The organism is Pseudomonas sp. NFX98 (genome assembly GCF_047784845.1).
In the GTDB taxonomy this organism is placed as follows: Bacteria; Pseudomonadota; Gammaproteobacteria; order Pseudomonadales; family Pseudomonadaceae; genus Aquipseudomonas.
Window position 1 is genome coordinate 56,073 of sequence record NZ_JBLNNF010000003.1, and the last position, 13,572, is coordinate 69,644.

Sequence of the window (13,572 nt, forward strand, 5' to 3'; positions counted from 1 at the left end):
ACAGACATGGCTTCCGTAAATGCCTCTCACGACGATGACGATGACGCAGCGGTGGACAGCATCAACATCACCCCCCTGGTGGACGTGCTGATGGTGGTGCTGGTGATGTTCATCCTCACCGCCACCGCGCAGGTCTCGGGTATCCAGATCAACCTGCCCAAGGCCAGCGCCTCGGTGTCGTTGTCCGAAGCCAAGACCAAGGCGATCTCGGTGAACGACGGCGGCCAGGTGTTCCTCGATGCCTATCCGGTGACATTGGCCGAACTCGAAGACCGACTGCGTATCGAGAAAGCCCGGAACCCGGACTTCCCGGTGATCGTGCGCGGCGACGCTACGGTGCAGTACCAGAAAGTCATCGAGGTGCTGGACCTGCTGCGCCGTCTGGAACTGTCACAAGTCGGTCTGGTGACCGGCAAACCGACACAGGGCTGACCATGACTGCTCAACTTCCCATCAGCCCGTCACCCGTCAAGAAGTCACCCGTGCGCTTCGTGAAGTGGGGCGCCGGGTTGCTTGTGGCCGGCCTGGCCGCCTGGTTTCTGTGGCAATGGGCCAACGACATGAGCGGCATCCGCCGCGAAGCGCCGAAGGTGCCGACCATCATTCCGTTACCGCCACCACCGCCTCCACCACCGGAAAAACCGCCGGAGCCGGAGCCTCCTGTGGAAGAGAAAGTCGTCGAGCCGGAACCGACCCCCGAACCAGAAGAGATTCAGCCGGAGGAAGAGGCGCCGCCATCGCCGGCCGACGACTTGGCGAAACCGATGGACATGGACGCCAACGCGCAGACCGCCGTGGGCGGCATTCCGGTTGGCAAGGGCGGCGGCATGGCCGGTTCCGGCGGTGGACGCCTGGGCAACGGCACGTATAGCCAGTTCATGGCCGTCAGCTTCCAGCGCTTGTTACGCGACAACCCGGACCTGCGCAACCAGGCCTACAAGGCGCAGGTCGACGTGTGGATGAGCAGTTCGGGCGACATCTCTCGGGTCGAGCTGGCCCAGTCCAGCGGCAACGCCGAAGTCGACGCGCAAATACTCGCCGCCCTTCGTGGTGCGCCGCGCATGAGCCAGCGGCCACCGGCTTCTTTCACTGTGCCCATGCGCGTGTCCCTGCAAGGGCGGCGTCCGGGTTAACCCAATTATCAAAGCTTTGCCATAAGGAGTTGTGTGCAGATGATTTCCAATGTGAATCGATTGTCCCTGGCGGTCGGCATGGTCATTGCGACCCTGGTCGGTCAGGCCGTGGCAGCGCCTGCGCCCTCGGAGAACGCCACGATCAATCTGATCCGCTTGCTGGTGGAGCAAGGCGTGTTGAAACAGGACAAGGCCGACAAGCTGATCGCCCAGGCCCAGAGCGAGGCGGATCAGGCCCGTAAAGCGGCTTCCGCACCGACCGCCGTCGCCGCCAGCGGCCCGGCCGCCGCACCGGGCGATGTGCGTGTGCAGTACGTGCCGGCCGCCGTGCGCGACCAGATCCGCGATCAGGTCAAGGCCGAAGTCATGGCCACCGCCAAGCAGGAAAACTGGGCACAGCCCAACACGTTTCCGGACTGGGTGTCGCGGGTCAGCTTCGACGGCGATATTCGCCTGCGGGACGAATCGCGCTACTACTCGGGGACTAACAGCAACGAAATCGTCGACTTCGCCAAGCTCAACAACAATGGCCCCTACGACGTAAACCCTAACAGCAGCACCAGCCTGCCGCCGTTGCTCAACACTCGTGAAGACCGCGAAAACCTGCTGCGTCTGCGGGCGCGCCTGGGCATGAAAGCGGTGATCGCGCCGGACTGGACCGCCGGCATCCGCATCGGCACCGGTTCCGACAACAGCCCGGTGTCGACCACCCAGACCCTCGGTGGCGGTTTTGGCAAGAAAGACATCTGGCTCGATCAGGGCTACCTGACCTGGAAAGCCACGAATGAATTGACCCTCACCGGTGGCCGCTTCACCAACCCGTTCTTCTCCACCGACATGCTCTATTCCAACGAGTTGAACTTCGACGGTATTGCGGCGATGTTCGATCACAAGCTCAACCGCGATTGGGGCATGTTCGGCACCGTCGGTGCGTTCCCGATCGAGTACACCAACGACACCAGTTCCAGCAACGGCTTCGACAAGGAAGAGAGCGACAACAAATGGCTGTTCGGCGCACAGATCGGCGCCAACTGGGCGATCAACTCCAGCAACCGGCTCAAAGGTGCGTTGGCCTACTACCGCTTCGATGACATCGAAGGCCAGCGTTCCAGCCCTTGCGAACCCTGGGCCGGCGCGCCGGGTTGTGACTCTGACGGCAGTCGCTCGGCCTTCATGCAGAAGGGCAACACTGTGTTCCTGCTGCGTGACATCACGCCGAACCCGCTCAACCCGGCAACCACGCCGCAACCGCAATTCGTCGGCCTGGCCTCGGAGTTCAACCTGCTGGACCTGAACTTTGTCTGGGACAGCGACCTGCCGGAAGACTTCAAACTGCGCAGCCAGGCCAATTATGTTCATAACCTGGGCTACGACGAAGGCGACATGCGCAAACGTGCGGCAGGGCAGATCGTCAACAACCTCGACAGCGATGGCGACATCGAAAGCGGTGCCAATGCGTGGATGGTGCAGTTCACCCTCGGCAGCGCTCTGGATATGCGCAAGCAGGGCGACTGGAACCTGTTCGCCGGCTACAAGTACATCCAGCCGGATGCCTTGCCGGACGGTTTCAACGATTCCTCGTTCCACCTGGGCGGTACCAACGCCAAGGGTTACTTCCTGGGCGGCAACTACGGTCTGGCCAAGAACGTCTATGCCACCGGTCGTTGGTTGAGTTCCGAAGCCGTGTACGGCGCGCCGTTTGATATCGACGTCTTGCAGCTTGAGATCAACACGCGCTTCTAAGGCGCAGGGAGAACGTGATGAACAGAAAAATCCTGTTGTTTGCCCTGGGCGCGTTGGTGGCCCAAGGGGCGAGCGCCGAGGGCATGGAGGAACGCCTGCGCACGCAATTGCGCAGCACCACCCAACAGTTGCAGGCCCTGCAAAGCCAGCAGGCCCAGGCCAGTGCCGCCCAGGTTGCAGCGCAAGCCGAAGCCAAGGCTGCGCAGGCGCAGATCAAGCAACTGACCGTCGAGCTGGCCAAATACAAGGGCGCGGCCGAGCAGCTGGCGAGCCAGCAAGACAGCCTGCACAGCCAGGTCCAGGCGCAAGTCGCGGCCAGCAACGAGCAGATCGGCAAGTTCAAGAAGGCCTACGACGATCTGTTGGTCATGGCGCGCGGCAAAGAAGCCGAACGCGCCCGGCTCGAAACGCAATTGGCTGAACGTGACACACAAATGCAGCAATGTTCGGTCAAGAATCAACAGATGTATGGCGTGGCCAAGGAGATCCTCGCGGCCTACGAAAAAATCGACGTCGCTGAAGTGATGAAGATTCGCCAACCGTTCGCCGGCACCGCGCGGGTCAAGTTCGAAGAACTGGCCCAGGGCTTTGGCGACGAACTCTACAAGACTCAATTCGACGCGCCTCAGGCTGCTGTCACTCACTGAAAACAGGGAAGAACTTCACATGACTCAATTGATCGCTCACGTATCGCCTCTATCGCTGACCGAAGTGCTGCAAGCCGCCGGTTATCGCGTCAACCAGACTGACCAGAACGGCATCGTGCAATTGCTCAGCGCCAGCCAGGGCATCGGCTACGCCGTACGCTTCGGCAACCTGGCGGCGGAGCAGGGCACATACGTGGACTTCACTTTCAGTTGCGCCTTGCGCGTGCAGGGCGAATTGCCGGCCGGGCTGGCGGAACTGTGGAACGCGTCGCGACGTTTTGCCCGGTTGTCGGTGCAGGGTGAATTCCTGGTGATGGAAATGGACGTGGTGGTGGCCGCCGGTGTCAGCGCCGAATACCTTCGCGGCAATCTGGAACTGTGGGATCGCCTGCTGCAAGAGTTCATCGTTTACCTGCGCGACTACAGCCAGAATGCCGCGCAGTTGCAGACCCAGGCTGAAACCACAGAGCAAGAGGTCGCAGCCCTGTGAAAAAGCGCACGGTAGTGGCCAGCGCCGGAGCGCTGGCCGTATTGGTGGTTGCGGTGGTTTCGGGTTTGCGACCGGGTAACGATCCGGTGGCGGCACCGCAACCGGTAAAATCGCTGGCGGTAACGAATGAACCGGCAGTGGCGCGACTCGGTAATCAGCAGGTCGCCAGCGAAGAACTCAAGGCATTGCTGGCGTCCCTGCCTGCGGAGACTCGGGATCAACTGCGTGGCAATCGCGCGACACTGGAAAGCTGGATTCGCTCGCGGCTGGCCGAGAAAGCGGTTCTCGAACAGGCCGACGCCCAAGGCTGGCGTCAGCGCCCTGATGTCGAGCAGCAAACCCGCGCCGCCACCGAGCAGATCGTCTTTCGAAACTACTTGCAGTCCGTCAGCCAAGTGCCGACGGATTACCCGAGCGCCGCTGAATTGCAGCAAGCCTATGATTCAGGCAAATCAGAGTGGGTGACCCCGGCACTGTACCGTGTCAGTCAGATCTTCCTCGGGGCGAGCGATCCGCAGACCCTTGAAAGCGTGCGCAAACAAGCGCAGGAACTGAGTCGAAAAGCTCAGGCCACCCCGGCAGAATTCGCTGCGTTGGCCGGCCAGTATTCCCAGGATCGCGCCAGCGCCGAGCGCGGTGGTGACACCGGGTTGCAACCGTTGGCGCAACTGGTGCCGGAAGTACGCGGTGCGGTTTCGCGGCTGAAGGTCGGAGCGGTATCTGAGCCTGTGCAGAGTTCGGCGGGTTTCCATGTGATCAAGCTGACCGAGCTGCAACCGGCGCGGGTGGCCACTCTTGACGAACTGCGTGAGCGCCTGACCCAGGCCTTGCGTGCCCAACGTCAGGAACAGATCGCCAAAGCCTACCTGGAAGGCATGCTCAACACGGCTACGCTGAGCATCGACGGCGCCGAACTCAACAAAATACTGGAGGCAAAACCCCAATAGCTGTTGCACTTTACCTGTGGGAGCGAGCAGTTAAATCAACAAAGATCGACAGGGAGTCATCGATGTCATTGACCGAATCAACAGGACCTCAGAGTGTCGCCGATTACCGACCCCAGGATGCCAAGTCCGAATCCTGGCTGGCGCTGGCAGCCGGGATCGATGTCGAGGTGGTGCAGTATTTTCTGGTCAGCGCCCGCTGTGGCTGTTTCATGCAGGCTGCCCGCAGCCTCAATGTCCGGCCGACCATCCTGCGCAAGTTCCTCGCTCAACTGGAGGAACAACTGCAACGCACGTTGTTCAAGTTCAAGGACAGTTCACTGACGCTCACTCGTGATGGGCAGCAGTTGCACGCCCGGTTGATTGCCCTGGCCCACGAACGCACGCTGCCGGCGGTCGAGCAACCCCTGATTCGACTGGCCGTGGCGGAAACCATCCTGCACGACATCCTCGGGCGTGATCTGGTTTCGCTGTTGCGCCGCAACGCCAGCGTGCGCCTGGACATCATCTCGATCGACAGCGATTTGACTCTGCAAGCCATCAGCGCCGATGTGGCTGTGTGGCTGGCCGGGACCGAATCTCCGGTGCCCGGCCCGAGCTTTTCCACCAGCAAGCCCCAACCGTTGGCGCGGCTGGACTACAAGCCGCATATCGCCAAACGCTACTCACGGGTTACCTCGCGCCCCGAAACCCTCGATGACCTCGCCGATTTCCTGCTGGTGCAATGGCAGCATGACCGGCAGATCGAGAGCTTCCGGCCGTGGAATGCACTGGTGGATCAGCGCCTGGCTGGCGTGGTGCAGTTGCACTCTTATGAGTTGATGCTGGAGATGATCCGCTGCAGCGCCTGCATTGGCCTGTTGCCGCAATACATGGGCCGCTTCGATCGCGGCTTGATTGAACTGCCGGGGCTGTTCAACCAGCCGATGCAGCGCCAGGTGTGGTTGGCGGTGAATGCCGAGTCCCGGGATGAGCCGCAGGTGCAGATGATTGTCGAGTTGATCCAGAACACCTTCAGCGAACGCCGCGAGTGGTTTGAAGGCTGATCGTCGCTCCAAATGTGGGAGCGAGCTTGCTCGCGATAGCGTTGTATCAGCCGCCATTTATATGTCTGACAGGGCTTCATCCCGAGCAGGCTCACTCCTACAAGGGTTCTCGCCATCCGGGAGGTTTGCGATATACAGTGACTGGCCATGTCTGCCTCAAGGATGAATCACCCATGACGACCACTGATTGCGTCATCACCCTCGAACGTTTCAACGAATCCCACATCACCTTGAGCATGGCGCGCCTGCGCCACAGGGCCTGACCCGGTTGGATACGGGCGACCTCCGGGCGTTTAGTCGTACGCGACCTGCGGACATCTGCCATGCTCGATGTCCGCAGCACTGGTTTCAGGCAAAGGAACACCGCAATGGACGATGTACAGCAACTGGGCGAGATGCTTCGTCACTACGCAGAAAGCGAAGCGCACAAGAAACAGCTGTTCGAGTCGCAATCGGCCGAATGGGCGACGCGCATTGGCGAATTGTTCGATCAGATCCAGCAGTGGCTGGAGCCGGTACTGGCACCGCATCTGCTGGAGGTCAGCCGCGAGGCGTATGTCGCGTCGGGGCCAAGTGTTCCGGTCGAGACTTCGACCTTCAAAACCGAAAAGCTGAGCATCCTGATCGCCGGCAAACCGGTGGATTTCGTGCCGGATGTGATGGGTGTCGGCGGGCAGATTTCCGTGGCGGTGACGGGGTTCACCGGCGCGCGCGTTGGCAGCGTGTCGCTGGTGTGCCTGCCGCCGGCCACGAGCTGGCAGTGGCGCAAGACCAATGGCTTGAAAGACCCGGATACCTTTGCGTTTGACGCGAATTTCCTGGCGCAGCAACTGCAGAGCCTGATTCCCCGCGAGCGCAGCTAAGACTAGGCCCACTGTGGGAGCGAGCTCGCTCCCACAGTCTTAAGTGATTATCAGATTTCTAGGTTACCCCAACCCGGTTTCGCTACTTCAGGCGCAACCGCCTTCACCGTCTTGCCCGTCGCCAACTCCACGCGCTTTGCTACTTCCGGGTCATCGGCAAACGGGATCAGGCTGGCGTCGTCCAGGCTTTCGACGGTCTGGTGGCGCAGGCAGTACTCGATGGCGAACCATAAAAATGCCACGCCCAGAATGTTCAATATGACTTCAGTCATCAGGCTATCTGCGCCTCACGTTCGGCCATCGACACATCCGCAACCCGCACCGTTCGCCACACGTTGTACGCCATCAGCAACATGCCGCTGAGGAAAAACACGCCACCGGTAAAACGCACCACGAACCCCGGATGGCTGGCCTGCAAGGCTTCGACGAAGGAGTAGGTCAGCGTGCCGTCGTCGTTGATCGCGCGCCACATCAGGCCCTGGGTGATGCCGTTGACCCACATCGAGGCTATGTACAGCACCGTGCCGATGGTCGCCAGCCAGAAATGCGCGTTGATCAGCGGCGTGCTGTGCATCTGCTCGCGGCCAAAGACTTTCGGCACCATGTGGTACGTCGCGCCGAAGGTGATCATTGCCACCCAACCCAAAGCACCGGCGTGCACGTGGCCGATTGTCCAGTCGGTGTAGTGGGAGAGGGCGTTGACGGTCTTGATCGCCATCATCGGTCCTTCAAAAGTCGACATACCGTAGAACGCCAGCGACAGCACCAGAAAACGCAGGATCGGATCGGTGCGCAACTTATGCCAGGCACCCGAGAGGGTCATCATGCCGTTGATCATCCCGCCCCAGCTCGGCGCCAGCAGGATCAGCGACATGGCCATGCCCAGCGATTGCGCCCAGTCCGGCAGCGCGGTGTAGTGCAAATGGTGCGGGCCGGCCCAGATGTACAGGGTGATCAACGCCCAGAAATGCACGATCGACAGACGATAGGAATACACCGGCCGACCCACCTGTTTCGGCACGAAGTAATACATCATCCCGAGGAATCCGGTGGTGAGGAAAAAGCCTACGGCGTTGTGCCCGTACCACCACTGCACCATGGCATCGGTAGCCCCGGAATACACGGGGTAGGACTTGAACCAGTCCACCGGGATCGACAGGTGATTGACCACGTGCAGCATGGCGATCACCACGATGAACGCACCGAAGAACCAGTTGCCGACGTAGATGTGTTTGGTCTTGCGCTGTACCACGGTGGTGAAGAACACGATGGCGTAGGCGACCCAGACCACAGTCATCCACACCGCGCCGGTGAACTCGATCTCGGCGTATTCCTTGGTGGTGGTGTAACCCAGCGGCAGGCTGATCAGCATGATCACGATCACCGACTGCCAGCCCCAAAACGTGAACGCGGCCAGCGTGTCCGAGAACAGCCGCACTTGGCAGGTACGTTGCACCGCGTAGTAACTGGCGGCGAACTGGGCGCTGCCGGCGAATCCGAAAATCACCAGGCTGGTGTGCAATGGCCGCAAGCGGCCGAAGGTGGTCCACGGCAGGTCCAGGTTCATTTCGGGCCACACCAGTTGCGAGGCGATCCACACGCCCATCGCCATCCCCACGACGCCCCAGAACACGGTCGCCACGATGAATTGGCGGACGACCTTGTAGTTGTAGGCCTGTCCGATAGTTGTTGTGTTCATGGTCAATGCTTCCACGGTTGCATAGTCGTGCTGCACTGTAAAAACCTGACCGGAAACAAAACAGACTCAGGAATATTTCATTTATGCGGATCAGATTTTGCAGCATCACTGCGGCAATCTGACGCGATCTGATACGGTTTTTATCGATTCAGGTGAATCTGTAACGCGCTGCACCGCTGGCGCATAGTCGCTGAAAAATCCTTGTGGGAGCGAGCTTGCTCGCGATGACGGACTTGCAGTCAATGCAGATGTTGACGGGACTGACGCCACCGCGAGCAAGCTCGCTCCCCCAGGTATTGCGACCAATCCTGATGAGGTAGCCGATGTATCAATACGATGATTACGACCGGGCGCTGGTGTTCGAGCGTGTTGCGCAGTTTCGCGATCAGGTCGAGCGCTTCATGGCTGGCGAGCTGAGCGAAGAAGAGTTCCTGCCGCTGCGCCTGCAAAATGGCCTGTACATGCAAAAGCACGCCTACATGCTGCGGGTGGCGATCCCCTACGGCACCTTGAGTGCCCGGCAGATGCGCACGCTGGCGAGCATCGCCCGGGACTACGATCGCGGTTACGGCCACTTCACCACCCGGCAGAACATGCAGTTCAACTGGATCGAACTGGCTCAGGTGCCGGACATTCTCGAACGCCTGGCCCAGGTGGAAATGCACGCGATCCAGACTTCCGGCAACTGCGTGCGCAACATCACCACCGAAGCCTTTGCCGGGGTGGCGGCCGATGAAATGATCGACCCGCGACCGCTGGCGGAAATTTTGCGGCAGTGGTCGACCATCAACCCGGAATTCCTGTACCTGCCGCGCAAGTTCAAAATCGCCATCTGCTCGGCCGAGCAGGATCGCGCGGCGATCATGATGCATGACATCGGCCTCTATCTTTATCCCGGCGACGACGGGCAAATGCTGCTGCGGGTGATCGTCGGCGGTGGTCTGGGGCGCACGCCGATCCTCGGTTTGCAAATCCGCGAAGGTTTGCCGTGGCAGCATCTGCTGTCGTACGTCGAGGCGGTGCTGCGGGTGTACAACCGCCATGGCCGGCGGGACAACAAATACAAGGCGCGGATCAAGATTCTGGTCAAGGCCCTGGGCATCGAGGCCTTCGCCCGGGAAGTGGAGGAGGAGTGGCAGTACCTCAGGGACGGCCCGGCGCAACTGACTGAGGACGAATACCAGCGAGTGGCCAGTGCGTTCGTCGCGCCGCCATATCGCGAGCTGGCCGACACCAACCTTGATTTCGGCACGCACCTGTCCGAGAGCCCGGCGTTCGCTCGCTGGGTGCGACGTAATGTGCAGCAGCACAAAGTGCCGGGTTATGTCAGCGTGGTGTTGTCGACCAAACCGGGCGAATCTGCGCCGCCGGGCGATGTCACCGACGCGCAAATGGACGCGGTGGCGCAGTGGTCCGAGCGCTTTGGTTTCGGTGAAATCCGCATTGCCCATGAACAGAATATCGTCCTGCCGGACGTGCCCAAGGCCGACCTGTTCGCGCTGTGGCGCCTGGCCTGCGAACACAACCTGGGCAGCGCCAACGTCGGCTTGCTCACCGACATCATCGCCTGCCCCGGTGGCGACTTCTGCGCACTGGCCAACGCCAAGTCGATCCCCATCGCCCAAGCCATTGCCGCACGCTTCGAAGACCTCGACTACCTGCATGACCTGGGCGACATCAGCCTGAACATCTCCGGCTGCATGAATGCCTGCGGTCACCATCACATCGGCAACATCGGCATTCTAGGGGTCGATAAGAACGGCAGCGAGTGGTACCAGATCACCCTCGGTGGCGCCCAGGGCAAGAACAGCGCATTGGGCAAGGTGATCGGCCCGTCCTTCAGCGCCGCCGAAGTGCCGGATGTGATCGAGCAGATCGTCGACACCTTCGTGCGCTATCGCGAGAACGAAGAGCTGTTCGTCGATGCCTTCCAGCGGATCGGGCTGGAGCCGTTCAAGGAAGCGGTCTACCCGAAAGTGCTTGAGGTGTCGGCATGAACAATCTGTTGCGGCTGGAAGAGGGCGTGGCCGTGGACGCTTGTGCGTGACCCGCAAGGACCGTTGCCCGAAGGTGCAGTGATACTGCCGCTGAGCCGTTGGCTGGAAAATCCGCAGCAACAGGCTGTGTGGCTGGGGCCGGACGATGAAGTGGAAAGCCTGAAGCCGTGGTTTGGCCAACTGCCCCTGATCGCCCTGGACTTTCCGAGTTTTCGCGATGGTCGCGGGTATAGCCAGGCGTATCTGCTGCGCACTCGATTGGGCTGGACCGGAGAATTGCGCGCCATCGGCGATGTGCTGCGCGATCAGCTCAGCCACATGCGCCAATGCGGCTTTGACAGTTTCGCGGTGCGCGAAGACAAATCCGCGGAAGATGCGTTGAAGGGACTGGCGGGGATGAGCGTGCTGTACGGACGTTCGGTGATTGAGCCGCGGCCGTTGTTTCGGCGGCGCTCATAGCAACAAGATCAAAAGATCGCAGCCTGCGGCAGCTCCTACCGGAATACGCGTTTCTCTGTAGGAGCTGCCGCAGGCTGCGATCTTTTGATGTTTCCTCGATCATTTCAACGCCGGATCCCCCATGTTCATTTTCTTCCAGCCCTGCAACAGCACCTGAGCCTTGGGCTCCTGTCCGTTATCCAGGTAGTACTGGATCAACGACAAACGCGCGTTGCGGTTGGCTGGTTGCACCTTCAACAACCTTTCCAGTTCTTCACAGGCCTGATCAATCTTGCCGCTGTCATGCAGCGCTACGGCCAGAACGTAACCGTACTGCGGACTTTGCGGTTCCAGTTGTGCGGCTTTGCGCAGGTATGGCATGGCCTGATCCGCTTTGCCGGCACGCACCAGCGACAAGCCCTGGGTGTGCTGCAGCAGCGCAGCATCCGGGTGTTCCTTCAGGCTTTGTGCGAGTAGCGCCTGAGCCTCCGCGCCGCGGCCATTGGCTTCCAGCCACTGCACCAGCGTCACCAGCGCCGGGTAGAAATCCGGGTCACGCTTGAGCGAGGTGCGCAGCAGACTTTCGACGTCACCGGTGCGGCCGCTGGCCTGATACAGCATGGCCAGGTTGAGATTGGCTTCGGCGCGTTCGGCCAGGTTTTTTTGCACCGCCTCGTATTCGCCAATGGCGGCATTCCAGCTGTCTTGCGCAGTGCCCAAGCCGTTGCGCGCCACGCTGAGCAAGTCCCGGGCCGCCGCAATGCGTACGGCTTTCACCGGGTCGCTCAGCAAAGGCGTCAACAGCGGCGCACGTTCCGGTGGCGGCAGGAAGGCGCTGATTGCGCGAATGGCGCTTTCACGCACTTGCGGCGCAGGGTTGCTCAAGTCCTTGGTCGCCAGTTTCAGCGCTTGTTCACTGGGGTACATCGGCAACTCGGTCAGCAGGGTGGCCCGTTGAATCGCCGGCAGGTTGCTGCGTTGCAGTTGCTCGTACAAGGCTTGCGCCGCGCCGGGCTGGCCGTTGCGAATCAGCCACAGGCTTTCGTCGTAACGCGGGGCTTGCGCCGTACTGGCGCTGTTCCACAGCTTGAACTGCTCGGTGACCTTGTCGCCGGCCTTGCCTTGGTGGCAAGTCAGGCAGGCGTCCGGCGTACCGAGTTTCTTCGCCCGTTCGGGGTTGGGAATGCTGAAGCTGTGGTCGTGACGGAAGTCATTGCCCATGTAGAACTTGCCGGGCATGTGGCAATCGATGCACTGCGAACCCGGCTGGCCCATGGTGTGGCGAGTGTGTTCGATGGAGTCGTAGTTTTTCGCTTGCAGGCCTTTGCCGTCGACACCTTCCACCGAAGTCTTGCCTGCCGTGTTGTGGCATTGCAGGCAAACGCCGTTGCCCGGCGCCTTGAGTTGAGTGCTGTGGGGGTTGTGGCAATTGCTGCAGCGCACACCCTTGTCGAACATTTTGCTTTGGGCGAAGGAGCCGTGTTCGAACACTTCATCCTTGATCTTGCCGTCCAGCGCATACAGTTCGCGGGTAAGGGTGCTCGGCAGGTAATCATCCATCAGCCGGTTGCCGACGGTGAAACCATCGCCCAGCGGCGCGCGACGGGAATGGCAGCGCGCACAGGTTTCGATCTCGACGGTGGCGTTCTTGTCCTTGAGGTCGACGGCAAAACCGGCATGGATCAGGTCGGTTTTCTTCGCCGTCCATTCCAGATGTTTGGAAGCCGGACCATGGCAGGCCTGACAGCCGACGCCGAGGCTGTTCCACTGACTGTCGAAGGTGTTTTTGGCCGCATCGAAATTACGCTTGTATCCGGTGGTGTGGCACTCGACGCACATGAAGTTGGCGTTCTGGCTCGGTTTGCTCCAGTGCAATGGGTCCTTGAAGGTCACGCCCTGGCCCGGATAGAGATGAAACCAGCGATTCTTTTCTGTATCCCAGGCCACACCGAGGGCTTGCAAGCGGCCTTCGCCAACCTCGATCAGATACTGCTGCAACGGTGCGATGCCAAAGGTATAGGCGACTTTGAAGTCCGCGTTCTTGCCATCGATGCCGGGCGTATTGACCCAGAAACCGTCGTCCTTGCGCGAGAAACGGGTGGTTTCGTTTTCCGCCTTGAAGGTGACGTTGTTGAAATCGCCGAGCATGGTTTCAGCGTTGGCTTCCTGCATCGCCAATTGGTGGTGAGAACCTTGCCAGTCCTTGACCTGGACGCTGTGACAGCCCTGGCATTGCTGCTCGTCGACCATTTTTGCCGACGCCTGGGCAACCGGTTGGGGTTGCGGTTTGGCCGGTTGAGCGGCGGGCGCAATGGGCGGCGCATAGGTCACGGGAGCCGGTGTGCTGCTGAGCAGAAACCAGCCGATACCGGCGACAGCCAAAAGCAGGGCGCCGATGGTGACAGGGAACAGGTAGCGACTAATCAGGTTGGGACGCGAATCAGGGTTTGGGTTTGCTGCTTTATTTTTATGTTTCGGCATTGCGACTTCCGTAGTCCAGGTGCGTTTGCCGTCAGGCGCGCGTTCTTGCTCGATGCAGCTTTGCCGGATGGCCGGCGTGTGTCAAATGATG

General features: G+C 60.6%; 12 protein-coding genes and 1 pseudogene. 10 read left to right on the top strand and 3 right to left on the bottom strand.

The genetic code is table 11. The features are described from left to right. Window positions 1-6 precede the first annotated feature (6 nt). From ACM110_RS04695 to ACM110_RS04730, 8 genes are all read left to right on the top strand, one after another. Window positions 7-432 (top strand): ExbD/TolR family protein, encoded by a 426-nt coding sequence (locus ACM110_RS04695; protein WP_416126804.1) that lies wholly within the window; start codon window positions 7-9, stop codon window positions 430-432. A gap of 2 nt (window positions 433-434) precedes the next feature. Beyond that, window positions 435-1,133 (top strand): energy transducer TonB family protein, encoded by a 699-nt coding sequence (locus ACM110_RS04700; protein ID WP_416126805.1) that lies wholly within the window; start codon window positions 435-437, stop codon window positions 1,131-1,133. Between the two features lie 39 nt (window positions 1,134-1,172). Continuing rightward, on the top strand, window positions 1,173-2,876 hold the full coding sequence (locus tag ACM110_RS04705) for a putative porin (RefSeq protein ID WP_416126806.1): 1,704 nt from the start codon (window positions 1,173-1,175) through the stop codon (window positions 2,874-2,876). A 17-nt stretch (window positions 2,877-2,893) separates the two neighbouring features. Further along, a complete protein-coding gene (locus tag ACM110_RS04710; RefSeq protein ID WP_416126807.1) occupies window positions 2,894-3,523 on the top strand; it encodes a DNA repair protein in 630 nt (209 codons plus the stop codon). A 19-nt stretch (window positions 3,524-3,542) separates the two neighbouring features. Continuing rightward, window positions 3,543-4,013, top strand: a complete 471-nt coding sequence (locus ACM110_RS04715) for a YbjN domain-containing protein (RefSeq protein WP_416126808.1) — start codon at window positions 3,543-3,545, stop codon at window positions 4,011-4,013. Then, entirely contained in the window at window positions 4,010-4,960 is a 951-nt protein-coding gene (locus ACM110_RS04720; RefSeq protein ID WP_416126809.1) for a peptidylprolyl isomerase, read from the top strand. Before ACM110_RS04715 ends, ACM110_RS04720 begins: the two co-directional genes overlap by 4 nt. Before the next feature lie 62 nt (window positions 4,961-5,022). After that, on the top strand, window positions 5,023-6,003 hold the full coding sequence (locus tag ACM110_RS04725) for a LysR substrate-binding domain-containing protein (RefSeq protein WP_416126810.1): 981 nt from the start codon (window positions 5,023-5,025) through the stop codon (window positions 6,001-6,003). Window positions 6,004-6,371: 368 nt separating this feature from the next. Next, on the top strand, window positions 6,372-6,866 hold the full coding sequence (locus tag ACM110_RS04730) for a hypothetical protein (protein ID WP_416126811.1): 495 nt from the start codon (window positions 6,372-6,374) through the stop codon (window positions 6,864-6,866). A gap of 50 nt (window positions 6,867-6,916) precedes the next feature. On the opposite strand, the gene ACM110_RS04735 is transcribed toward ACM110_RS04730, so the two are convergent. Then, the gene (locus ACM110_RS04735) at window positions 6,917-7,138 is read right to left on the bottom strand and encodes a cbb3-type cytochrome c oxidase subunit 3 (protein ID WP_416126812.1); all 222 of its coding nucleotides are present in this window, start codon (window positions 7,136-7,138) and stop codon (window positions 6,917-6,919) included. Beyond that, on the bottom strand, window positions 7,138-8,565 hold the full coding sequence (gene ccoN, locus ACM110_RS04740; RefSeq protein WP_416126813.1) for a cytochrome-c oxidase, cbb3-type subunit I: 1,428 nt from the start codon (window positions 8,563-8,565) through the stop codon (window positions 7,138-7,140). Before ccoN ends, ACM110_RS04735 begins: the two co-directional genes overlap by 1 nt. A gap of 323 nt (window positions 8,566-8,888) precedes the next feature. Between ccoN and ACM110_RS04745 the strand changes: the two genes are divergently transcribed. Together ACM110_RS04745 and ACM110_RS04750 are read left to right on the top strand one after the other, a co-directional pair. Further along, window positions 8,889-10,562, top strand: coding sequence for a nitrite/sulfite reductase (locus ACM110_RS04745; RefSeq protein ID WP_416126814.1), 1,674 nt, complete (start codon window positions 8,889-8,891; stop codon window positions 10,560-10,562). After that, a pseudogene (locus ACM110_RS04750) lies at window positions 10,559-11,021 on the top strand (DUF934 domain-containing protein). Before ACM110_RS04745 ends, ACM110_RS04750 begins: the two are co-directional and overlap by 4 nt. Before the next feature lie 99 nt (window positions 11,022-11,120). Here ACM110_RS04750 and ACM110_RS04755 read toward each other — a convergent pair. Next, window positions 11,121-13,481, bottom strand: coding sequence for a tetratricopeptide repeat protein (locus tag ACM110_RS04755; RefSeq protein ID WP_416126815.1), 2,361 nt, complete (start codon window positions 13,479-13,481; stop codon window positions 11,121-11,123). Window positions 13,482-13,572 lie beyond the last annotated feature (91 nt).